The organism is Bernardetia sp. MNP-M8, from assembly GCF_037126285.1.
GTDB lineage: Bacteria > Bacteroidota > Bacteroidia > Cytophagales > Bernardetiaceae > Bernardetia.
Genome location: NZ_CP147012.1, coordinates 3107501 through 3130434, shown reverse-complemented (window position 1 = coordinate 3130434; position 22934 = coordinate 3107501). Strand labels below are relative to the sequence as shown.

Sequence of the window (22934 nt, the reverse complement as noted above, 5' to 3'; positions counted from 1 at the left end):
TTTATAAAAAAATCAATGCAAAACAATTATTATTTTATTCGAAGTCTTTCCAACGAACTTTCCAAACAGATTATAGGATTTGAAATTGCGACTATTTTTTCGCAAAATAAAGATGAATTATTGATAGGACTTATTGATAATAACAATCCAGAAACTGAATTTTGGATTCGTGCTACCTTTACACCTGAACTCACAACACTTTCTTTTCCTCAATCTTTTGCACGAGCAAAGCGAAATAGCATTGATCTTTTTGATTCTATTATTGGAAAGAAAATAACGAGTATTCGTCAGTTTAATAATGAACGAGCTTTTGGAATAGAATTGGAAGAAAATTTTACTTTGCTATTCAAATTATTTGGTAATCGCTCAAATATTATTTTATTTTCTCAAGATGAGAGTTCAAAAAGTGAAAATTCAGAACAAGAAATTGAAGCTATTTTTCAACATAAGCTACAAGCCGATTGGGAGATAATTTATGAAGATTTGGATAGAAGTATAGAACAGGAAAAAGAGGATTTTATAGAAAATGGAATCAAGAAAACCTTTCCTACTTTTGGAAAAGATGTATTAAAATATATCAACAATAAAGTAGAAAATACAGAAGACAGAGAAAAATATTGGCAAGAAACCGAAAAATTAATTACTTATTTTGATGAGATTGAAAATTTAGATTTTTATGTTTTCTTAAAAACAAATGAAGTAAAATTATCGATTCTTAATCCAAAAGAGTTTATTAAAGATGCTGAAATTCTACACAAAACAGACAATGCCATTGAAGCCTGTAATTTGTTTTACATGGAGTTTTCAAGGCGTTATTATTTAGGCAAAGAAAAAAATGCAGCACTTAAAGCCATAGAAAAACGTCATCGCCAAACTCAAAACTACATAGACAAGACACTCAAAAAGATAGAAAAAGTAGAAAATACAATGCGTTACGAAGAATTTGGACATATTCTGATGGCAAATCTTCACGCTGTAGAACCTCGCTCAAAATCAGTAGAACTTTTTGATTTTTATACCAACGAGCAAATCACAATTCCATTAAAAGACCATTTATCAGCACAAAAAAATGCAGAACTTTTTTATAGAAAAGGCAAAAATCAAAAACTAGAAATTGATAATTTGTATCAAAATTTAGAGAAAAAAGAAGAGCAATTACACCTTTTTGAAAGTCAGTTGGACGAAATAAATAATTTTGATTCACTCAAAGAAATGCGAAAATTTTTGAAGGAAAATAAAATTAAGGTAACCAATTTACAAGAAAGCGAACCTGATGAACTTCCATTTAAAGTTTTTGAATATCAAGATTTTCAGATTTTGGTAGGTAAAAATTCTAAAAACAACGACTTACTTACTCAAAAATATGCTTATAAGGAAGATTTGTGGCTTCATGCTCGTGGTGTTGCAGGTTCGCATGTCGTGATAAAATATAGAGCAGGAAAACCATTTCCAAAATCGGTCATCGAAAAAGCTGCCAGTTTAGCAGCCTATTATTCCAAGCGAAAAACAGATTCGCTTTGTCCTGTCATCGTAACACCTAAAAAATATGTCAGAAAACCAAAAGGAGCAGCACTTGGTGCAGTTGTCGTGGAAAGAGAAGATGTGGTAATGGTTGAACCTAAAGGATTTGAGTAAGTTGTTTTTGTGTTGTCGGTGAGACACCGACAACGGCTTTTCAAATACTGTCACCAGTGGTGACACAATTAGTTTTTATAAAACTCGCACCAATGGTGCGAGAAATTAATCTTCAAAAATATCTGTAATGTTTATTTCAAAACCTGTCAATACCTTCGATTTTATAATTCCTTCTTTTTCTGCTTCTGAAAAGGTTTGATAGTTTCCTTTTTCATTCAAAACCTCTACAAAAACTTGTTTTCTCTTAGGATAAACCTGCCAAAACTCTGTTACTTTATTTTTTTGGTAAAGTTCTCTTTTTGCTTCTCTTATTTTTGAACTTTCCATTGGCAACCAAATTTCTATAATTAAATCAGGTGCGCCTTCAATACTTGCTTCTCCTAGAATTTTGCGATTATCTTTCGCAACAAACAAAATATCAGGCTGTGAAATATTATTTTGGTCAAGTTGCACATCTAAAGGAGCAAGTAGGAGTTGTCCTAAATTATCATCTTTGATAAAACGATGAAATTTTACGAGTACATTTTCTAAAATACTTTGATGTTCTAGAGTAGGACTTGGATAAACAAAAAGACTATTTTCAATAATTTCTACTTTTACTAAAAGGTCTTCAGGAAAATGATTACACAACTCTTCGTAATTCCACTTATAGTCAGTAGGAAACTGCTCTGCAATTTCTTTTATGTCTTCGTACAAATACTGAATTTCATTCTTTGGTTTTGGAATTTTATTTTTCATAATTGGTTTGTATTCCTTTTTCTTGAACTATCAGTCTGTAAAACAAGTGTTTTCTTAATCTATATATTTTGTAATTTTGATAAGCTAAGATACAAAAAATAGTAATACAATTATTTTTGGTTTTGTTCAATAATCTATCTACAAAAATTAAATCACAAAAAACATGCACCCACTAATCCAAAAAGCCCTAAATCAGTTAAATTCCAACAATTACAGAGGATATTTTGAAGAAATGGATATAATTATTCCTTCTTCTATGAGCACAAATTACCAAGAACTCAAAGGTTTTTTTGTAGCCGGAATAAAAAATGAGGAGTTTAAAGAAGCCCTAAATGTTTTTGCCTTGGAAGTAGATGGAAGTTTGTATAAAGGCTGATATTTTTAATAAAGAAACCTCGTTGACGGCTTCATTTGAGCCTCAACGACGGTTAGTTATTAGTTTTATTCTGTTTTCAACCGTCAACGAGGTGTTGCCGTCGTTGAGGTAAGAATAATTTATAAAGCTGTTTCCTCCAAATATTCCTCTCCATTTTTGACAGGAATCAAATTTTTGGTTTCTTCTTCCGTAAAAAGTCTGGACTTGACAATAAAACGATAACCCAAAGGAATCTCTAACGAAAAACTAGAACCTCGCCCTTCTGTAACATCAATCGTAAGATGCGTATGTTTCCAATAATCAAATTGAGATTGGTTCATAAAAAAATCGCATCCGTGAATCGTTCCCACCCAAACATCATTTGAACCAACTTTAAATTCTCCTTTTGCAAAGCACATCGGTTGTGAACCATCACAACACCCTCCACTTTGATGGAACATAAGTTCTCCATTTTCTTCTCTTAGCTCATCAATAATTTTTTTGGCTGCATCTGTTGCAACTACTCTTTGCGTATTTTTCATAATTGTTTTTATTTTAATTGGTTGTCTATTTTATACAAAAACTAAAGTTTTCGGTACATTGTTTCTCACTCTAAAGAGTAAGCTACATTGAGCCGTTGTCGGTGTCCCTACCGACGACAAAAAACTACCTACATTTTATAGCAAAACCCTAAGGGTCTTCATAGTCCCTTAGGGTTTGATATAACTGGTTGATTTTTTACTTTACAATTTTAAAAGAAACCTAATGCTTTCTTGTCATAAGAAATAAGCATATTTTTGTTTTGGCGATAATGACTTAACATCATTTTGTGATTTTCTCTGCCAAAACCAGATTTTTTGTAACCTCCAAACGGAGCATGAGCAGGATAATTATGGTAACAATTTACCCAAACACGACCTGCTTGTATCGCACGAGGAACATTATAAAGTTCGTGAGCATCTCTCGTCCAAACACCTGCACCAAGTCCATAAAGCGTATCATTTGCAATTTCGATGGCTTCTTCGGTATTTTTGAATGTTGTAACACAAAGAACAGGTCCAAAAATTTCTTCTTGGAAAACTCTCATTTTATTGTGTCCTTTTAATATAGTTGGTTGAATATAATATCCGTCTTTTAGTCCGTCGACATATTTGGCTGCACCACCTGTCAAGACTTCTGCGCCCTCTTCTTTTCCAATTTCTAAGTACGATAATATTTTTTCGTACTGATCTTTTGAAGCCTGTGCGCCCATCATCGTCGAATCATCTAATGGATGTCCCATTTTGATTTTTTCGGTTCTTTCAATGACTCTTTCTATAAATTTATCATAAATATCTTCGTGTACAAGCAATCTTGAAGGACACGTACAAATTTCACCTTGATTTAAGGCAAACATAACAGCACCTTCCAAACACTTATCAAAAAATTCGTCGTCGGCATCCATTACACTTGGGAAAAATACATTTGGCGATTTTCCACCTAATTCCATAGTTACAGGAATAATATTTTCAGACGCATATTGCATAATTAAACGTCCTGTTGTTGTTTCTCCTGTGAAAGAAACTTTTGCTACTCGTGGGGAACTTGCCAATGGTTTTCCTGCTTCTACACCAAAACCAGAAACAATATTAACGACACCTTTAGGCAAGACATCTTTGATAAGTTCCATAAAAATCAAAATTCCGACAGGTGTTTGTTCGGCAGGTTTCATTACGACACAACAACCAGCAGCCAAAGCAGGCGCAAGTTTCCAAGTCGCCATTAAAAGAGGGAAATTCCAAGGAATAATCTGACCCACCACACCTAATGGCTCATCAATATTCATTGAAACTGTGTTTTGGTCTAGTTCTGCAACACTTCCCTCTTCGGCACGAATCACACCAGCGAAATAACGAAAATGGTCAATACAAAGTGGTAAATCAGCAGCTTTTGTTTCTCTGACAGCTTTGCCGTTATCTACCGTTTCAATAATTGCTAAATACTCTAAATTTTTCTCCATAATATCAGCTATTTTGAGCATAATATTACTTCTTTCAGTAGCCGATGTTTTAGACCAAGTTTTGAATGCTTCGTGAGCTGCATCAAGAGCCAAATCTACATCTTCTTTTGTTGAACGAGCTATTTTTGTGATAACTTCTCCACTTACTGGCGAAATATTATCAAAATACTGTCCTTTAACAGGAGAAGTCCATTCTCCATTTATAAAATTATCATAGCGTTCCTTAAACTTTGGAAAAGCTAATTTATCAGTTGCTTTTGTGGTAGTTTCCATAATTAAAAAATGATTATTTGTGTGTAAAAATTTATTTAGGAATAGAACTAAATTACTTATTTTGAAATAATAATTTATTGATATTGAATATACTAAATTCGTAATTTGTAATTTTTAATTCGTAATTGTTCCTTAAAAAGTCTTATTTTCTTTTACAAATTTAAAACATAAATAATCAACTGTCTTTTAATATTCTATCAAAACTTTATAGTATTCTATCAATCATTCCAACAAATAAAATTTGTCAAGAATTGATTATCTTGTACTATATTTAAAACACCACTCCAATAAAAGCACACAAACAACTATCTAATTTATCTTATCAATTATGGAAAATTCCTTAAAATCATCTTTATTTATTCCAAAACAGCAGGCTCTTACTTCTTATAATAATCTTCAAACGCTTGTCGAAAATCGTTCAAGTTTTAATCTTCCCAACTTTGAACTCAATCTTTTTGAAACGCATCAAAAAAGCGAAAAAGTAAGTCTAATTTTTGATACTTTGACAGTAACTGCAATGATTCGTGGAAAAAAAGTAATGCAATCTTTTGAAAATATTAATCATTATAAAGAAATAAAAAATACCAAAACAGAATTTGATTATTTACCTGGAGAAAGTGTGATTGTTCCTGCAAATGAAGAAATGATAATTGATTTTCCAGAAGCAAACGAAAAAAATCCTACTCAGTGTTTGGCAATTGCAATTGATAATGAAAAAATAAAATCTACTTTAGAAACTCTTAATAATCAGTTTCCAAAACTAGAAACACCACAAAATAAAAACGGAAATTGGACACTAGAAAATCCAGATTATCATTTAAAAAATAATGCAGAATTAAAGAATGTCATTGATAGAATTACGCATATTTCACTAGGAAAAAGTGAAGCTAAAAATTTATTGGCTGACCTTGCCTTACAAGAACTTTTAATCCGAATTATGCAAACACAAGCACGTAATTTGATTTTTGAAGAATACAAAAAATACAGTTCTCAAAATCGTTTTGCTTTTGTGATAGAATATGTAGAAACACATTTGGAAGAACAAATAACAGTAGAAAAATTGAGTAAACTAGCTTGTATGAGCGAATCTAATTTTTATAAAGCCTTCAAACGAGAATTTGGAATTACGCCTGTAGAATACATTTTGAAACAGAGAATTAGCCTTGCAAAAAAATTATTAACCAATATGAAATTGAGTATAACTGATGTTTGTTACAAAGCTGGTTTTAATAGTTTGAGCTATTTTAGTGTTTTATTTAAAAAATATGCAGACCAATCGCCTAGTGAGTTTAGAAAATCTATTTTTGGAGATTAATCTATAAAAACAGGGTTAAAACCCTGTTCAATTAAAAAAACTGCTTTGAGTTATAAGTTATTCCCTTATTTCAATTCTTTCAAATTCCCAAGCATTGTAGGAATAAGTTCGCTAACTGTTGGATGAATATGAACAGCATCACGAATAGTTTTATAGGATTTTTTAGCATACATCATATCAATAACTGCATGAATAGTTTCATCTGCTGAAATTCCGAAAAATGTTGCACCCAATATTTTTTCTGTTTTTTCATCTATCAAAATCTTCATCATTCCATCTGTTTCACCTTTTTCGGTAGCACGAGCAACCCTTTCCATCTTACGAAAAGCCTGTACAATTTTCAGCGATTTATCTTCTTTCATTTTTTCTTTTGCTTGTTCTTCATTTATTCCTACTCTTGAAAGTGGTGGGTCAATAAACATAGAATAACATTGAATTCTATCCGATAATTTTCGTTTTTTCTCTCCAAAAAGAAAATCACTTACAATTTCAAAATCATTATAAGCTGTGTGTGTAAAAGCTCCTTCACCATTGCAATCTCCTAAAGCAAAAATATGTTTTTTGTTGGTTTGAAAATGCTGATTTACTTTTACATATCCTCTCTTATCAGTTTTTATACCTATTTTTTCTAAGTTTAGAGTTTTAGTATTTGGCTTTCTGCCTACCGAAATCAGAATATGAGAACCATTTATAGAATGTTTTTTTCCATCTTTTTCAAACGAAATTTTAGTTTTTTCTTGTTCTTTCTCTTTTCTTTCTTGATTTACTTTTATATTTTTTGCGTTGGTATGAATTGTTATTGATTCTTTTCCCAATACTTTTTTTATTTCATCAGCTACATCTTTGTCTTCTTTGTGTAAAAAGCGTTCGTTTTGTTCTAAAATAGTTACTTTACTTCCAAAACGAGAGAACATTTGACTAAACTCTAAACCAATATAACCTGCACCAATCACAATTAAGTGTTTTGGTGTTTCATCAAGTTCTAAAATACTTGTGTTAGTCAAATAATCTAAATCTTGATATTCTTTTGGAATAATAGTTTTTGCACCTACATTAATAAAAATTTGCTTACCTTCTATTTTCTGCGTCTTTCCATCTTTTGTTTTTATTTCAATCGTATTTTCATCTAAAAAAGTGCCTTCTCCTTTATAATAATCCAGTTTTTCTAATTTATCAAAAAGACCTTGAATATTATCATGAGAATCTGAAACGATTTTATCTTTTCGTTTCTTTATTTTTTTGAGATTTACTTTTACATCTTTTATTTCTATTCCAAAACCTTCACTATTTTTGGCTACAAAAGCCCTTCTAGCACTAGCTACATACGATTTAGTAGGTGTACAACCATCATTTACACACGTGCCTCCAATTTTATTTTTTTCAATAATCGCTACTTTTTTTCCTTCTTTTTCTAATTTTGCAGCGAGTGGAACGCCTGCTTGTCCTGTACCAATAATGATTGCGTCGTATTTTTTCATGTCTAAAAGTGTAGTTTAAAAAATGTATTTGATTTTGTTTTTAGTTTAACTTTTCAGAATAACTATTGTTAGGATTTAATTTAAAATGACTCATAAAATACTCAAAATCAAATTAGTATAAAATGTATTCTATCAAAAAATTTAATTTTAAAGAAAATAATAAAGAATGGAATTCATTTATAAGAACAAATTCAGAAGGACATTTTTTCTTTGAAACAGATTATTTATTTTATCACAAGGAACGTTTTGAGGATTTTTCATTGATGATTTACGATAGAAAAAAAGAGTTGATTTGTGTTTTACCAGCTTGTTGTGAAATTACAAAAAAATCTCCTGCTGTTGTTGGTATCCCCACCAACGACAATAATCAAAAAATTCTTCATTCTCATAAAGGCTTAACCTTTGGAGGATTTATTTTTAAAGATAATTTGAGTTTTTTAGAAAAACGAAAAATTGTTTTTTCTTGTTTTGAGTTTTTGAAAAAAAATGAATTTACTGATTTGATTATAAAACCTTTGCCCTCTTATTTTTTTATAGATAAAGATGAAAGTATTCACAGAATTTTGAATGATAACTTTAATAGTAATGAGATTGAAAGTAAAATTCTGAGAGTGGAGGCAAACTCTGTAATTACTTTGCCCAAGAGTGAAGTAGATTATCAAGAAATAAACTATAAAAATTATTCTACAAGAAAAAAAAGAAATCTCAAAAAAGCCTATCAATCTAACTTGAGAATAGAAAAGACAGAACTAGCGACTGATTTTTGGAATATACTAGAAGACAATTTAAAAACTCGTCATAATCTTCTTCCTGTTCATTCGGTGGATGAAATTCAGTTATTAAAAGATAAATTTCCTAATAACATTCTTTTTTCTTTAGCAAAAAATTCAACAAATGAGATTGTAGCTTGTAGTGTTTCTTTTGTTTATCAATCTACGATTCATTTACAGTATATGTCAGCTACAAAAAAGGGAAAAGAAATTTGTGCATTAGATTTCTTGATTAATCATCTTATAGAAAACCATGTTATTCATTTTGATAAAATCATCAAAACCTCTCCTACTGGAAGTTTTGATTTTTTGAGTTTGGGAGTAAGTGAGATAAGAAATAATACAGAAAATAAAGACTCAATCAATGAAGGACTTTTTAAATGGAAAGAAGAATTTGGAGCAAAGGCTTTTTCTCACTTTGTATATCAAATAAAACTGTAGTTTATGCTTTAGCGTGAGTGCCACTGTACCGAATACTTTAGTGTTCGAAAAGACGCATTAAGACATTATAACCACCAAAAAAAAGTAATTGAGCCAGTAATAAGAAATAAGCAAATTTATTTATTTTCTCAAACCTAGAATACTGAAAAAGCATACACAATGGCAGAGCCACCAAAAACCATCCGATATAATTTTGAAGAGGAATAACATCTCCCTGCCAACTCCAAAAATCATGTTTTATAGCAACAGGTTCTATTAAATAATCCAACATTACCATCAAAGCAGCACTAAAAACAGATTTAAAAAATAGTGTTACCTTGGAAGTAAAAATATAAAAAATAAGGTATGTAGAAACAAAATAATTAACAATGAAAGTAATCATTATCCAGTTTACTCCTATCAAGAGAGGCACTTCTAACACTTTAAAGCCAAGTGTTTTGCCATAATTGTATGTTCCAAAAATAGCTTCTGTTTTCACACCAATTACTTCAATAAAAAAACCTACTAAAAAAGTAATACTCACAAAAATCCAAAAAGAAGGTGAGTATTTACGTTGTGCCAAGAAAAGAAGTACAATACTTGTAACCAAATTGAAGGGTGTAGCCAGTTCAAAAAGCTCACGAGTAGGTTCAAACCAAAGTCCTAAAAGTCCTGCAAAATACATAACCAATATTAATCCATTAAAGAAATTGATATTATCTTGAACAAAAAAACGAATTGATTCGAATAAAAAAATGGTTTTAGATTTCATTAAGTGATAAAAATGAGTAGATTTTGATAAATGTAAAATAGACTAACTTTGTTTTTTGTAAATTTGTTAGGATTCTGCTGTTATTTAAAACAGTAATGATACAAAAGGAGAAATTATTTTATGAATTATATAAACCTTCAAGATCTTTTTCTTACGCCTATATATCTACTTCTTATTTATGGAGTATTATTTTTTATGCGTACAAGTATTGTAGATAAAGAAATGCGAAATTTTTTTATTATAGGATATAGTGTAAAAGTAGTTGGAGCTATTTTTTTTGGATTGGTATTTCAGTTTGTGTACGGATATGGAGATACTTTTTTTTATTTTGAGGGGGCAAGAATAGCAAGAGAAGCATTTTTGAATGATATACTAAGCTATTGGGAAATCATGTTTCAAAATATGGATGAATACAGCACACCACACACCTATTATTATGCTTATCGTATGCCTTACTATGGAGATAAAGGTTCATTTGCTGTTAATAAAATTGGTTCTATTTTCTCTATTCTTTCCTTTAATACTTATACGGTAAACTGTCTTTTCTTTGCACTAATGAGTTTTACAGGAAGTTGGCAGATGTATAAAGCTTGGGTAGATATTTATCCTATGTTAAAAAAACAACTTGCTTGGGCCATTTTTTTTATTCCTTCTATATTTTTTTGGGCGTCAGGCATTGTAAAAGACTCTGTTACTTTTTCTGCATTATGTTTTGCTTTTGCAGCCTTTCATTTTGGTGTAATACGCAGAAGAAAAGTTTATATCAACTTGCTTTTATTTGCAGTGTGTTGTTATACGATGTATTTAATTAAACTTTACATTTTGCTTTGTTTTATTCCTGCTTGTGGTTGGTGGTTTTATTCTCAATATACTAAACAGATTCAGTCTCAGTTTTTAAGAGTAGTTTTTGCTCCTATTTTATTAGTTCTAGGTATTGGTATTGCCTATTATGCTTTTTCTAATCTCATCAGAGGGACAGAATATGACTTAGATAAAGTAGCTCAAGAGGCATACATTACAGCTGATTGGATTCATCAAATGAGTGAACAAGGAAGTGCCTATGATATAGGTCTTGATCAGATGGATGGAACAATTGGTGGTTTATTAAAACTTTATCCAAAAGGAATATTTATTACTCTTTTTCGTCCTTTTATTTGGGAAATAAAGAATTTTAATATGGCTTTGGCTGGACTAGAAAATCTTGTTATTTTATTTCTTACTATTCGTGTATTTAAAAATCAAAAATGGAAAATAATCCTCAAACGTTTGCAAACTCATCAAATGGTAGTAGTTTGTCTTATATTCACTTTATTCTTTAGTGGAATTATAGGAATTGTAAGTAGTAATTTTGGAACTCTTGTTCGTTATCGTATTCCTATTTTACCTTTTTATATGATTGCATTGATTATTTTGGCATATAAACCTCCTAAACCTAAAAAACTAAGAAAAATTAAAGTCTAATTTCGTATTTTTGAAAATCTTTATCTTTTTATCTAAATTCTATTTTTTATGAAAATCACTTTCAAACTCCTTTTAATTTTATTTTGTTTTGTATCTCTATCTGCTTGCAATACTGATAACAAAGAAAAAAACACAACTGAAGTAAACTCTATGTCAGAAACTGATACTGATAATAAAGAAGAAAAATATGGTGCAGAAATAACACTAGAAAATGCTATTGCTGTAAGTGAAATTCCTGCTCTATTAGACAAACAAGATTCTGCTGAACTAAAAGTCATTGGAAAAATAGGCGAATGTTGCCAGAAAAAAGGCTGTTGGATGAAAGTTCCTATTTCAGATAATCAAGAAATGTTTGTCCGTTTTAAAGATTATGGCTTTTTTGTTCCTATGGATTCAGAAGGAAAAGAAATTGTGATGGAAGGAAAAGTAAAAAAAGAAGTCATTTCTGTAGCACAACTTCGTCATTATGCAGAAGATGCGGGAAAAACGAAAGAAGAAATTGAAAAAATTACAGAAGATGAAGTCAAAATTTCTTTTATGGCAACAGGAGTAATTATTAAAGGCTAAAACAGAGAAAAATGTATAAAAAGACAATATTAATTTAAAACTCAAAATGATACATACTAGTAGCATGACAAAAAAATTCAATCAAACTCCTCTACAAATAACAAAGGGTAGATTTAAAGAAATTTTTTGCTTCAATACTGAATTTGAAGAAGAAAATATAGACCATTCAGTAGTGGAATCTTTTGGAGAAGAATGGAAAAAATTTGCTTCTTTTGAGGATAAAGAAATTGATAAGTTAGGCAAAATGTATTTTGATATAATTGATGAGAATATAGTCAATAAAAATACTTATGGAATTGATATAGGGTGTGGTACTGGAAGATGGACAAAATATTTATTAGACAAAATAGGGTTTATGGAAGCTATAGATCCTAGTGAAGCTATTTATACTGCTGATAAGCTAATTGCAGAAAAAGAAAATGTACGGTTTTCTAGAGCTTCTACAGATAATATTCCATTTGATGACGAGACATTTGATTTTGGTATGAGTATAGGTGTATTACACCATATTCCTGATACACAGAAAGCTATGAGCAATTGCGTCAAAAAAATCAAAAAAGGAGGTTATTTTTATGTCTATCTCTATTATAATTTAGAAGATAAGTCTTCTTTTTTTAAACTGATTCTATCTATTGTATCTGTCATTCGCAAAGTTGTAAGTAGCTTACCTTCTACATTGAAAAAGTTTGTTTGTGACTTAATAGCTATCTTTGTTTATATGCCTACAATTTTGTTAGGACGATTCTTTAAGTTCTTGGGTTTGAAGAAACTTGCTCTTAGTTTACCTTTAAGTTTTTATCAAAATCAATCTTTCTTTGTAGTTCGTAATGATGCCTTAGATAGATTTGGTACTTCACTTGAACAACGATTCTCTAGAAGTGAGATTACTGAAATGATGCAAAAAGCAGGATTAAGTGAGATTGTTATATCTCCAAATGAACCTTATTATCATGCTATCGGAAAAAACTAAATTAGTATTTTCACAAATTCTTTTAATTACTTATACCTTGACAAAATTATTTGATTCAGAACAGGAGGCTAAACAAAAAATTGCATTAGGAACCTCAATTTTGCTGACAGTTTCTGATGCAAATAATGAAGACGAGAAAATCTGTCTTTCTCATACCAAAGACGGATTTTTTGCTGTACAAAATAACTGTTCTCATGCAGGAGCAGACCTACACAAAGGTTTTATAAACGAGCAAAATGAAATAGTTTGTCCTCTTCATAGTTATTGTTTTAACCTTAAAACAGGAAATTCTACTCGTGGAAATGCTCCTTCCTTAAAAACATACAGATTAGAATGGAAAAATGATGAAGTTACAAATCAAAAAGTTTTATTTATTGATGTATAATTTTTTGCTTCATAATGAACAAAAAAAACCTGTCTATACCAAATATAGCAGGTTTCTTTTGGGTAAGCAAATATGTTGATTATTTTTGCTTTTAGTATTTTTAGAAAATCAACTTTATTTCTTTTTAATATCTTTTCTATTTATCTTCTTCTTTTACTTTATATAGTGTCATTGTCAGATAATCATCTGTAAATGTAGTAGGTTGATAGTCATTATCTTCCATATTCAAACATAAAGAAATTTTTTCACTATTGTCAATTCTGAAAACACCTTTCATTACAGAGTTTGCTCTGTAGATAGTTATTTGATTAGGAGTTGTACTTGCGTTTATCTTATAAGACATTTCTCCTACTTGCTTATCATTCGTATTTGCACTTGAATTTGAAAAAACATCAGAACGAACTATTAGAGAGTTATCTTCATTAAAAGTAAAATAATTAGTTTCTCCATTCAGTTCTGTTTCCCATGCACCTACTAATGCTTTTTCGGCATTGTCTAGAGAGTTGGTAGTTTGTCCATAACTAGAAAAAGTTAAAAATGTAAGAAGAGCAAAGATGCCAAATGAAGCCAGCATCACAACGAGCATACGTTTTGTACGTTCCATAATAAATTTGAAATTAGATTAAAAAATAGTAGTTTAAAAAATGATAATTTGAAATAAAATCAAATTATTAGATAGCTTAAAAAAATGACTACCTATCTATAATAACGTCTTCTTTGTATATAAGGTTACAATTTTCATAAAAAAAGCTAACTTTAATTAAAAAGTTAGCTTTTGTATAAGTAAAAACTTTACTCATTTATAATTTCTTTTTTCTCTTTTTGAGTTTCTAGCTTGTAAAAGTTAATTACTGTATATTTATTATCTATTTCCTTAGGTTGTTCAGTAGTATTGAAATTATGACATATAGTAATTTGATTATTATCATTAATTCTAAAAACTCCTTTTATTTCTTTGTTCCTATTATAAAAAGTTAGCTTATATGGACTTTGTGAAGCATCAATTTCGTAATACAGTTGGGTATGCTCTCTACCTGAAGCTGAAGGAACATTTGAAAATACAGAAGTATTAATAACTACTGTTTTGTTTTCTTTGAAATTTATATATGCTTTACTTCCTCCATAGAAACCTTCCCAATTACCAATCAATGCACTTCTGAGAACTTCAGTTGGAGATTTTACTTTATTATTTTCTACTTCCTCATCATAGATTATAGTAGAAGATTCAGTTGGATGTTCAGCATCCCATTTATCCCAACCTAATGCTGTTTGTTCAGCCAATTCTTTTTCTTCTTTTGTAGCTTCATTATTTTCTGTTGTTTCTACATTCCAGTCCAATATTTCAGTGACTGTTTCGTTAGACTCAATAGTATTTTGTGCATTAACAGAATTTATTTGAAACCCAAAAAAGATAACAAGAACAATCAATAAAATAAAATAATTTATTGATTTAGAGGGTCTGGTATTTTTATTATTATATTTCATAAGAATATTTGATTTTAGTGAATTGTATAGTTTAAAAAATGAAAGCTAAACTGTAATAATAATTGAGATATTTAGCTTCTATATAACAAACGGTAAAACGCTAATACAGGTTTCATTTCACAAAAAAAACATCTTTAAATTATACAATTATTTATTTTATTTTTAACTTAATCACTAAGTATTATTCAAAAAAATTGTATCTCTTTAATTCTACTTTTATCCCTCTGTTATTTGTAGTATTTTGGTTTATTGGTTATATTACATCATATTTCTTATCTTGATATTAAATAACAGCACTATGTTTGCATCAAAATAATGAATACCAGTCCATTAAAATTAGAGTCAAACTAAACTATAATTCCTTTTGAATACACCTAATATACTCAAAAAAACAGGGAACTTTACTAACCCCAAAACATGTCCGAGTTGTCAGCATACTAACTATGTGTGGGATGAGGAGGTACGTTATATGTATTGTTATAATTGTGGAGTGGCTTCAGATTTAGCTTTCAACCGTGTTCTTAATGAAAGTCTAAAAACAGAAAACTTTCCTTATTATAGCTTTCTTAGAGTAGGTCAGGTTCTTAATTTAGAAGAAAAAGAATTTATAATTACAGCACGTCTGCGTTACCGTTCTTCCCATAAAGAATATTATACCAGCGATGAAGGTTCAGGATATAGTAATGAAACTTGGTATTCAGACACTTATATATTACAAAACACGCAAGAAGGAAAAAATGAGCGTTTTTACTTGAATGAAGATAAAGAAGGATATTCATTAGGAATGCCCATTACTGTTGATAAAACAGATGCAGACCCTACTAATTTAGAGCTTTTTACTAACTTTTATGAAGGAAGAGCTGATTATAGAGTTACTGAATATGGTTCTTTATTTTTAGAGTTTTTTGAAGGAGAAACCGAAAAAGAAGATCCTTATGCAGTCGGAACTCAAACTCATTTTGCTACTTATCAAGAAGGAATGTGGAGTTATACTGTTGAACAAGGTGATGGTTGGAAAGAATTTTCAGCAGAAAAGAAAATTTCTAAAGAAGAATTATATCAAGGATTAAAAGGAAACCCATACATTGATACCTATCAAGAGAGAGACAAAGGTTTTTCTACCATCCGTAAAGTAACAAGCGCAGCAGCTCTAGTAGCTTTTTTAGTCTTTTTGGTTTCTCTTTTTTCTGATGGCACACCTATTTCTTCAACAAAAGTTGATACAAAAGATATAGACAAAAAAGAAGGTTATTTATCTAAACCTATCAAAATTGATAATACAAACACAAACTACAATATTGAGTGGAGTGTGCAATTTAAAAGTTATCAGAACCAAGGGATGTATGTAGTTGTAGAGCTTTTAGATAAAGAAAAAAATGTTATCAACGCAGTAGAAAGCGATTTTTGGTACGAATCAGGAACAGACTCTGAAGGAAGTTGGACAGAGTCAGAAACATCTTCTTCTAAATATTTCAAATTTGTAGAAGAAGGAGACTATTTTGCTCGCATTTATGCAAAAACAGATTCTACTTACTTTACTGATGCTACCAAATCACAAGCCATCATTAATTTTACAGTAAATGAAGGCGCATTACTTAGTAGATATTTCTTGATGTTAAGTGGTTTTCTTACTGTTATAGCTTTGCTTATTAGTTTTGGTAAAATAGGAAGAAAAACTAAAGAAAAATATATTTATGCAGGAATAAATGCAGAATAAAAAAATAAATATCTTTTTAAACTTAAATATCTCATTTTCAAAATAAAAGATTATGTCAATACTTACAAAAATTATCGTCTTTGGTGGATTGTTTTTTCTTCTTCTTACCACCTATGCAGCTTCGAAAAGTAGTTTAGGGTTAAGTACAGCTCATGACAAAGACCTTATAAAAGATCTTAATGAAAACTGTCCTGAAAATATGCGTGATAAATGGGGAAACTGCCGTGACAGAACATATCGCAGCACTTATTATGGTGTTTATGTGTTTGGTACAGGGCGATATGGTGGGGGAGCAGGAGGAAAGTAATTATGTGCTTCATACTATCCTAAATTTAATCTATTATTTTTTCTCTGAATCTATCAGCTGAATAATTCTGACGTGATACCAAAAATTTCTTTTAGTTGCATATTTTATATTCCTAAATGGTTTTATAAACCTAGTTCAATAACAACTGCCCTTACGTTGTTTTTAGGTTTGCTTTTTTATGCACTCTCTTCAACATTTGGCTTTGCTTTAGACCCTAAAAAACAAATTTCACAGTATATAATTGATCAATGGACAACTAGAAATGGTCTTCCTACTAATACTCTAAATTATGTATACCAATCTAAAGATGGTTTTATTTGGGCAAGTACATATAGTGGTTTAATACGTTTTGATGGAGTAGAATTCAAAATTTTTGATAAAAAAAACCTCCCTTATCTTACTAATAGTTCTATCTCATCACTTTACCAAACTCAAGATGATTCACTTTGGATAGGTACACATGGAAGTGGATTAATTGTACAAAAAGACAATAATTTTAATTTTTATACTTCTGAAACTACACAGGGTAACTTTCCAGACTATTCTATTGAATCTATTGTAAAAATAAAAGATGGTTCTCTATGGATAGGTACACGAGGAAATGGCATAATCATTTATAAAGATGGTATCTTTACTCCTTTTACTACTATTTCTGAAATCAATTCTATTTCTATTAATGAACTTCAAAATGGAGCTAACAGTACAATTTGGATAGGAACAGAAGGAAAAGGCTTATTTGCTTATCAAAACGAAATCGTAGAAAAATATAATGTAGAAAATGGCTTACTTTCAAATGATGTAATTACAGGTCTTTTATTAGATAAAACAAATACACTTTGGGTAGGAACAATAAATGGAGTAAACTGTATCCGAAACGGAAAGTCTAAGGTTATAAAAGAATTTGAAGGGATTACAATTAATGATATTATAGAAGATGCAGAAGGTAGTATTTGGTTTGCTACAAGTGCTGGTTTATTCAGAAAAAACCCTCTAACCAATCGCTATGAAGTTTTGAATACAGAAAATGGACTTCCTCACAATAATGTAATGCATGTCAGTACAGACAGAGAAGGAAATATTTGGTTGGCAATGTATAGAGCAGGACTTATACGTTTAAAAGATGGAAAGTTTGTAAATTATACAGTTCAACAAGGGTTAGCTTCTGTTTCAGTTAGTTCAATACAAGAAGTAGAAAAAGATACCTACTGGATTGGTTCGGATGCAGGGGTTATAAATACTATTAATAATCAAAATATAGGAACATATACTTTCAGAACACCTCTTTCTATTGACCGTTTACGTGCCATTTTTAAAGATAGAGAAGGCAATATTTGGGTAGGCTCTTATGCAGGAGTGCTACGAATTTCTTCTGATGGAAGTGAAAAACTTTTTACTACTGCAGATGGTCTTAGTGATAATCAAGTTAGAGTAATTACTCAGACTATAAATGGAAGTATATGGATAGGAACTCGTGGTGGTGGACTAGATGAATACTCTGCTTCTGAACAAAAATGGATTCCGTTTACAAAAGATGATGGATTAACTTCTAATTTTGTGATGGGTATAGAACCAACTCAAGATGGTAAACTAATCGTTTCTACCAATGATGCTGGTGTAAATATCATAAATCTCAAAACAAGGAAAGTCAGTAAAATTTATACACAAACAGAAGGATTACCTTCTAATCTAGCCTTTTCAGCTCGTTATGATTCTAGGAAAATTCTTTGGATTTGTGCAAATTCTGGACTAGTTGCTATTTCACCTAATAATATAAATAAGATAAATATTTTTAGTCCATCCACAGGCTTTCCTGTTGATGCTGTTTTTGATATTCGTGAAGATAGCAATAATGACCTATGGCTTTCTTCTTCGTCTGGAGTGATTAAGATAGATAGAAATTCAGTTACAGATTATTTTCAAGGAAAAAGAACCGACTTGAAAACAGAAATTTTTGATAGAAGTGATGGAATGAAGGAAGAAGAATGTACAGGAGCTGTACACTTTCTAAAAGATAGTCAAGGAAGAATGTGGTTTCCTACTATTGGAGGTCTCTCTATGATTAACCCTACCAAAATATCCAAAAATTTACTTCCTCCTCCTGTTTATATTCTAAACATGGCAATAGATAGTATTAATTATTCATTCCCTTCTCTAAAAAATGAAAAAATAACTGTAGAAGCAGGAGCAAAACGTGTTGTTTTTCATTTTACAGGACTTAGTCTTGTTTCTCCTTCAGATATGCACTTCAAATATCGTTTGAAAGGTTTTGATGAAGACTGGATAGAAGTTGTCAATGAAAGAGATGCACTCTATACAGGATTGCTACCAAAAGAATACACTTTTGAAGTAATGGCTGCTAACAATGACGGCATTTGGAGCAAAGAAGTAGCTACTGTAAATTTTAAGATAAAGCCTTTTTTCTATCAAACAGCTTATTTTTGGTTGGGTTTAGTATTAGTATTTTTAATTCTAGTATTTTTAGCTTATCGTTATCAGGTAGGAAGAATTAAAAGACAGAACTTAAAATTAGAGGAAACTGTTCAACAGCGTACAGCAGAGATTAATCAACAAAAAGAAGAAATTGAATCACAAAGAGATAGAATTGAAGAGCAACGTCAAGCTATTACAGAGTCCTATCAGCAAATCCACAAAGTAGGAGAAATTGGACAAAAAATCACTGCAAAACTTCAAACTGATACACTTGTACAAACCATTTATCAAAATATTTTGGCTCTCATGCCAGCAGAAGGTTTTGGAATCGGTACTTATAAGAAAAAAGAAAATAAGATTGAATTTAAAAATTACATTGAACACGGAGAGTTACTTGCTGCTCATAGTGATTCTCTTTCTCAGGTTAATCGTCTTTCAGTGCAAAGTTTTACTAAGAAAAAATCTATATTCATAAATGACTTAGATGAGCACTTTGCTCAAAACTCTCAGCTCAAATACTTAGATATAGGAAAAATGCCTAAATCTGTTATTTATGTTCCTTTAGTTATCAATGAAAAAACAGTAGGTGTTCTGACTGTACAGTCATTTAGAAAAAATGCCTATAAAAAAGAAGATGTTGTAATATTGGAAGCATTAGCAGCCTATATTTCTATTGCACAAAGTAATGCTAAATCGTACGAAATTATTCAAGAAAAAAACAGAAATATTACTGATTCAATTCGTTATGCTCTTACAATTCAACAGGCTGTTTTACCTACTCCAGAAGAAATGAACAGACTTTTTGATGAATATTTTGTAATTTTCAAGCCTAAAGATATTGTAAGTGGTGATTTTTACTGGACAGTAAATTATAAAGGCAAAACATTTGTAGCTATTGTAGATTGTACAGGACATGGTGTTCCAGGTGGATTCATGTCTATGATAGGAAATGCTCTTTTAAATGAAATTGTCACTATTGAACGTATTTTTTCTCCTGCTAAAATTCTAGAGAAATTACATCAGGATGTTCGTGCTGCCCTTCAACAAGAAAAAGCAAAGAATGATGATGGAATGGATATATCTATTTTTTGTTTAGACAAGACTGAAACAGGAAACAAAATTACTTTTGCAGGAGCAAAGCAATCTATGTTTTATGTAGAAAATCATCAGATAATTAAACTTAAAGGTGATAGAATGTCAATTGGTGGAAGAAGAAGTAAAAGGCAAGATAGTAATTTTAAAGAACAAACAATCATTCTACAAAATGGCTCAATGGTATATCTAATGAGTGATGGTTTTGCAGATCAGTCTGATTTACAAGGGCAAAAAGTAGGTTCAAATGTAATCATAGAAAAATTAGAAAAAATAGCAGATCTTCCCACAGAAAAACAAAAACAAGAATTAGAAAACCTGTTAGAGCAGCATCAACGCACAGCACCTCAACGTGATGATATTACGCTTTTAGGAATTCGCCTATAAAATAATTGTTTTAATAAAGACTTTTGTTTTAAACCAATTTTTGCTTTCTCTTCTTCATTCTCTTATTTACATAATTAAAAACTGGGTAAGAGAGTACAGATGATAAAATGATTATTGCACCAATGTAAAAATTAGAATCCATCTTTTCATGTTCATTAAAGAAAATAGCTGCCAAAATTATTCCATAAACAGGTTCTAAATTAATAGTGAGGTTAGTCATAAAAACAGTAAGTCTTCGTAAAAGCTCAATACTTACCGAATAAGTATAAACGGTGCAAACTATAGCTAAAATAAAAATCATAACTGCATCAGTAGTAAGATATATTGAATTGACAAAATCAAAAAACCACTCTCCTTCTTTAAAATAAACTGTGTTATTTTTCAAAACCATATCAATTCCTTCTACTCCTGTAAAATAAGTAGAATAAAAAGGAAGAAATAATATAATTCCAATGGCTGCACCACTCATCTCCAAAACAGTAATGGTATTAGGTTCAGCAAGATGAGTAAACTTTCCATTAATAGTAGAAAAAAGAGCTGCCAAAACAGCAGAAATAACACCTAAAACAAGCCCTAACACCATATTACTTTCTAAATCAGCCCTCATAATTATATACAAACCAAAAATAATAACAAGACCTAAAGCTACTTCATAGAGCTTTATTTTTTTCTTATTAAATATAGGTTCAATAAAAGCAGTCCAAAGCGAGGCTGTAGAAAGTCCAATTAAACAAATAGAAACATTAGCTACTTTGGCTGCTGCAAAGAATGTAATCCAATGTGCTCCCACAATCATTCCTGTAAAAAGAAGTTGAAAAATAAATTTTGTAGAAATCTGCCACTCATTTCGTTTTACAACAAAAGCTAAAACAACGGCTGCAATTATAGTTCTATACAGAACTGTTTCAACAGCAGGAATAGTAAGCCATTTTCCCAAAATAGCTGTAAAACCCCAAATAATTACAATAAAATGAAGTTTGAAATAATCTAATATAGACGCAGAAGGAGTTGTAGTAGCTAATTTATTCATAAAAGAATTAATCAAAAAACAAGAAAAATATAGTGAATTTTGTGATAGTACAAATCTCTAAAATATTTTTTAAAAAAGATAATTTTGACTCAATAAATTACTATTATTACTTGATTTACTCTAATAAATTTTTCTCCATCATATCTTTTCACTAGGATGATATAAACACTATTTTCCACAAAAAAAGCCTTTCTAATCAATTATGATTAAAAAGGCTTAATTCTTTGTCCGTTCACAAATACATTCCTGTATCTGTCCTTATAAAGACGGGCGATGACCTACTCTCCCACGAATAGCGCAGTACCATCGGCGCAATAGGGCTTAACGGCTCTGTTCGGAATGGAAAGACGTGTACCCCTATGCTATGATCACCCTTTTTCTTTAGGTAAATTGTCTGGCTAGTACCAATGCAACTTACACAAGTTCTTAAAAAGTTCTTTAACAAGTGTTACTTTAACAAAGTAAGATGTATAGTATATTTAAAAATTATGACTCTCCGTTTGCATATCGGAAAACCTACACTAACAAAAGACTACTGAGAAATTAGTACAGCTCAGCTCCATTTATTTCTAAACTTCCACCTGCTGCCTATCTACGTCATCATCTCTAACGTCTCTTAAGGGAAATCTCATCTTGAAGTCAGTTTCGCACTTAGATGCTTTCAGTGCTTATCTGTTCCAAACGTGGCTACTCAGCAATGCAGTTAGCACCACAACTGATACACCAGAGGTTTGTCCAACTCGGTCCTCTCGTACTAAAGTCAGATCTTCGCAAATTTCCTACGCCCACAACAGATAGAGACCGAACTGTCTCACGACGTTCTGAACCCAGCTCGCGTGCCACTTTAATGGGCGAACAGCCCAACCCTTGGGACCTTCTCCAGCCCCAGGATGTGACGAGCCGACATCGAGGTGCCAAACCTCCCCGTCGATATGAGCTCTTGGGGGAGATCAGCCTGTTATCCCCGGAGTACCTTTTATCCTTTGAGCGACGGCCTTTCCACACAGAACCGCCGGATCACTATGCCCTACTTTCGTACCTGCTCGACCTGTTTGTCTTGCAGTCAAGCTTCCTTATGCCATTACACGCTACATACGATTACCAACCGTATTGAGGAAACCTTGGGAAGCCTCCGTTACACTTTCGGAGGCGACCACCCCAGTCAAACTACCCACCACGCACCGTCCCTCTCACGAGGTTAGATGACAAATACAGAAAGGGTGGTATTTCAACAATGACTCCACAACGCCTAGCGACGCTGCTTCAAAGTCTCCCACCTATCCTACACATTCTGTATTCAACAACTATGCGAAGCTATAGTAAAGGTTCACGGGGTCTTTTCGTCCCG

The 22934-nt window shown here is 31.1% G+C and carries 19 protein-coding genes and 2 rRNA genes (1 of these 21 cut by a window edge); 11 read left to right on the top strand and 10 right to left on the bottom strand.

Annotation, left to right across the window (positions count from 1 at the left end; all coding sequences use genetic code 11):
• The first annotated feature begins 15 nt into the window (after positions 1-15).
• Positions 16-1635 carry an NFACT RNA binding domain-containing protein gene (locus V9L04_RS12810; protein ID WP_338790202.1) on the top strand — a complete coding sequence of 540 codons (1620 nt, stop codon included), beginning with the start codon at positions 16-18 and terminating at the stop codon, positions 1633-1635.
• 105 nt (positions 1636-1740) lie between these two features.
• On the opposite strand, the gene V9L04_RS12805 is transcribed toward V9L04_RS12810, so the two are convergent.
• Positions 1741-2373, bottom strand: a complete 633-nt coding sequence (locus tag V9L04_RS12805; RefSeq protein WP_338790201.1) for a Uma2 family endonuclease — start codon at positions 2371-2373, stop codon at positions 1741-1743.
• A gap of 163 nt (positions 2374-2536) precedes the next feature.
• Here V9L04_RS12805 and V9L04_RS12800 point away from each other — a divergent pair, with 163 nt between their 5' ends.
• The gene (locus tag V9L04_RS12800; protein WP_338790200.1) at positions 2537-2749 is read left to right on the top strand and encodes a hypothetical protein; all 213 of its coding nucleotides are present in this window, start codon (positions 2537-2539) and stop codon (positions 2747-2749) included.
• Positions 2750-2868: 119 nt separating this feature from the next.
• On the opposite strand, the gene V9L04_RS12795 is transcribed toward V9L04_RS12800, so the two are convergent.
• Positions 2869-3270, bottom strand: a complete 402-nt coding sequence (locus V9L04_RS12795) for a DUF779 domain-containing protein (protein WP_338790199.1) — start codon at positions 3268-3270, stop codon at positions 2869-2871.
• 209 nt (positions 3271-3479) lie between these two features.
• The gene (locus tag V9L04_RS12790; protein ID WP_338790198.1) at positions 3480-5000 is read right to left on the bottom strand and encodes an aldehyde dehydrogenase family protein; all 1521 of its coding nucleotides are present in this window, start codon (positions 4998-5000) and stop codon (positions 3480-3482) included.
• A 328-nt stretch (positions 5001-5328) separates the two neighbouring features.
• Here V9L04_RS12790 and V9L04_RS12785 point away from each other — a divergent pair, with 328 nt between their 5' ends.
• Positions 5329-6315 (top strand): AraC family transcriptional regulator, encoded by a 987-nt coding sequence (locus V9L04_RS12785; RefSeq protein WP_338790197.1) that lies wholly within the window; start codon positions 5329-5331, stop codon positions 6313-6315.
• Between the two features lie 65 nt (positions 6316-6380).
• On the opposite strand, the gene V9L04_RS12780 is transcribed toward V9L04_RS12785, so the two are convergent.
• Positions 6381-7793 carry a mercuric reductase gene (locus tag V9L04_RS12780; protein ID WP_338790196.1) on the bottom strand — a complete coding sequence of 471 codons (1413 nt, stop codon included), beginning with the start codon at positions 7791-7793 and terminating at the stop codon, positions 6381-6383.
• 122 nt (positions 7794-7915) lie between these two features.
• Here V9L04_RS12780 and V9L04_RS12775 point away from each other — a divergent pair, with 122 nt between their 5' ends.
• A complete protein-coding gene (locus V9L04_RS12775; RefSeq protein WP_338790195.1) occupies positions 7916-9004 on the top strand; it encodes a hypothetical protein in 1089 nt (362 codons plus the stop codon).
• Between the two features lie 37 nt (positions 9005-9041).
• On the opposite strand, the gene V9L04_RS12770 is transcribed toward V9L04_RS12775, so the two are convergent.
• A complete protein-coding gene (locus tag V9L04_RS12770) occupies positions 9042-9755 on the bottom strand; it encodes a carotenoid biosynthesis protein (protein ID WP_338790194.1) in 714 nt (237 codons plus the stop codon).
• Between the two features lie 120 nt (positions 9756-9875).
• On the opposite strand from V9L04_RS12770, the gene V9L04_RS12765 reads away from it, so the two are divergent.
• Genes V9L04_RS12765 through V9L04_RS12750 form a run of 4 tightly spaced genes read left to right on the top strand, consistent with a single transcriptional unit; the run spans position 9876 to position 13138 of the window.
• Positions 9876-11216 carry a hypothetical protein gene (locus tag V9L04_RS12765; protein WP_338790193.1) on the top strand — a complete coding sequence of 447 codons (1341 nt, stop codon included), beginning with the start codon at positions 9876-9878 and terminating at the stop codon, positions 11214-11216.
• A gap of 48 nt (positions 11217-11264) precedes the next feature.
• The gene (locus tag V9L04_RS12760) at positions 11265-11783 is read left to right on the top strand and encodes a DUF4920 domain-containing protein (protein WP_338790192.1); all 519 of its coding nucleotides are present in this window, start codon (positions 11265-11267) and stop codon (positions 11781-11783) included.
• A 46-nt stretch (positions 11784-11829) separates the two neighbouring features.
• On the top strand, positions 11830-12753 hold the full coding sequence (locus tag V9L04_RS12755; protein ID WP_338790191.1) for a class I SAM-dependent methyltransferase: 924 nt from the start codon (positions 11830-11832) through the stop codon (positions 12751-12753).
• Complete coding sequence (locus V9L04_RS12750) at positions 12734-13138, top strand: Rieske 2Fe-2S domain-containing protein (RefSeq protein ID WP_338790190.1); 405 nt, start codon at positions 12734-12736, stop codon at positions 13136-13138. Before V9L04_RS12755 ends, V9L04_RS12750 begins: the two co-directional genes overlap by 20 nt.
• A 136-nt stretch (positions 13139-13274) precedes the next feature.
• Here the strand turns inward: V9L04_RS12750 and V9L04_RS12745 are convergent, their stop codons facing one another.
• Positions 13275-13742, bottom strand: a complete 468-nt coding sequence (locus V9L04_RS12745; RefSeq protein WP_338790189.1) for a hypothetical protein — start codon at positions 13740-13742, stop codon at positions 13275-13277.
• 188 nt (positions 13743-13930) lie between these two features.
• Positions 13931-14623 (bottom strand): hypothetical protein, encoded by a 693-nt coding sequence (locus V9L04_RS12740; protein ID WP_338790188.1) that lies wholly within the window; start codon positions 14621-14623, stop codon positions 13931-13933.
• 364 nt (positions 14624-14987) lie between these two features.
• Here V9L04_RS12740 and V9L04_RS12735 point away from each other — a divergent pair, with 364 nt between their 5' ends.
• The 3 genes from V9L04_RS12735 to V9L04_RS12725 all read left to right on the top strand — a co-directional run bounded on the left by V9L04_RS12735 (position 14988) and on the right by V9L04_RS12725 (position 20556).
• Entirely contained in the window at positions 14988-16340 is a 1353-nt protein-coding gene (locus V9L04_RS12735) for a hypothetical protein (RefSeq protein WP_338790187.1), read from the top strand.
• Positions 16341-16392: 52 nt separating this feature from the next.
• The gene (locus V9L04_RS12730; RefSeq protein ID WP_338790186.1) at positions 16393-16647 is read left to right on the top strand and encodes a hypothetical protein; all 255 of its coding nucleotides are present in this window, start codon (positions 16393-16395) and stop codon (positions 16645-16647) included.
• Positions 16648-16803: 156 nt separating this feature from the next.
• Complete coding sequence (locus V9L04_RS12725; protein ID WP_338790185.1) at positions 16804-20556, top strand: two-component regulator propeller domain-containing protein; 3753 nt, start codon at positions 16804-16806, stop codon at positions 20554-20556.
• A 28-nt stretch (positions 20557-20584) separates the two neighbouring features.
• Here the strand turns inward: V9L04_RS12725 and V9L04_RS12720 are convergent, their stop codons facing one another.
• The 3 genes from V9L04_RS12720 to V9L04_RS12710 form a co-directional block, all read right to left on the bottom strand.
• Positions 20585-21586 (bottom strand): DMT family transporter, encoded by a 1002-nt coding sequence (locus tag V9L04_RS12720; RefSeq protein WP_338790184.1) that lies wholly within the window; start codon positions 21584-21586, stop codon positions 20585-20587.
• Positions 21587-21851: 265 nt separating this feature from the next.
• Positions 21852-21962 (bottom strand): 5S ribosomal RNA (rrf, locus tag V9L04_RS12715).
• 146 nt (positions 21963-22108) lie between these two features.
• Positions 22109-22934, bottom strand: a 23S ribosomal RNA gene (locus tag V9L04_RS12710); it runs 2062 nt beyond the window's last position.

Coding starts and splice junctions, on each gene's coding strand:
- V9L04_RS12720 (WP_338790184.1), bottom strand. CDS start 21,586: ATGAATAAATTAGCTACTACAACTCCTTCTGCGTCTATATTAGATTAT.
- V9L04_RS12760 (WP_338790192.1), top strand. CDS start 11,265: ATGAAAATCACTTTCAAACTCCTTTTAATTTTATTTTGTTTTGTATCT.
- V9L04_RS12785 (WP_338790197.1), top strand. CDS start 5,329: ATGGAAAATTCCTTAAAATCATCTTTATTTATTCCAAAACAGCAGGCT.
- V9L04_RS12800 (WP_338790200.1), top strand. CDS start 2,537: ATGCACCCACTAATCCAAAAAGCCCTAAATCAGTTAAATTCCAACAAT.
- V9L04_RS12730 (WP_338790186.1), top strand. CDS start 16,393: ATGTCAATACTTACAAAAATTATCGTCTTTGGTGGATTGTTTTTTCTT.
- V9L04_RS12775 (WP_338790195.1), top strand. CDS start 7,916: ATGTATTCTATCAAAAAATTTAATTTTAAAGAAAATAATAAAGAATGG.
- V9L04_RS12805 (WP_338790201.1), bottom strand. CDS start 2,373: ATGAAAAATAAAATTCCAAAACCAAAGAATGAAATTCAGTATTTGTAC.
- V9L04_RS12765 (WP_338790193.1), top strand. CDS start 9,876: ATGAATTATATAAACCTTCAAGATCTTTTTCTTACGCCTATATATCTA.
- V9L04_RS12810 (WP_338790202.1), top strand. CDS start 16: ATGCAAAACAATTATTATTTTATTCGAAGTCTTTCCAACGAACTTTCC.
- V9L04_RS12790 (WP_338790198.1), bottom strand. CDS start 5,000: ATGGAAACTACCACAAAAGCAACTGATAAATTAGCTTTTCCAAAGTTT.
- V9L04_RS12745 (WP_338790189.1), bottom strand. CDS start 13,742: ATGGAACGTACAAAACGTATGCTCGTTGTGATGCTGGCTTCATTTGGC.
- V9L04_RS12770 (WP_338790194.1), bottom strand. CDS start 9,755: ATGAAATCTAAAACCATTTTTTTATTCGAATCAATTCGTTTTTTTGTT.
- V9L04_RS12740 (WP_338790188.1), bottom strand. CDS start 14,623: ATGAAATATAATAATAAAAATACCAGACCCTCTAAATCAATAAATTAT.
- V9L04_RS12795 (WP_338790199.1), bottom strand. CDS start 3,270: ATGAAAAATACGCAAAGAGTAGTTGCAACAGATGCAGCCAAAAAAATT.
- V9L04_RS12755 (WP_338790191.1), top strand. CDS start 11,830: ATGATACATACTAGTAGCATGACAAAAAAATTCAATCAAACTCCTCTA.
- V9L04_RS12780 (WP_338790196.1), bottom strand. CDS start 7,793: ATGAAAAAATACGACGCAATCATTATTGGTACAGGACAAGCAGGCGTT.
- V9L04_RS12750 (WP_338790190.1), top strand. CDS start 12,734: ATGCTATCGGAAAAAACTAAATTAGTATTTTCACAAATTCTTTTAATT.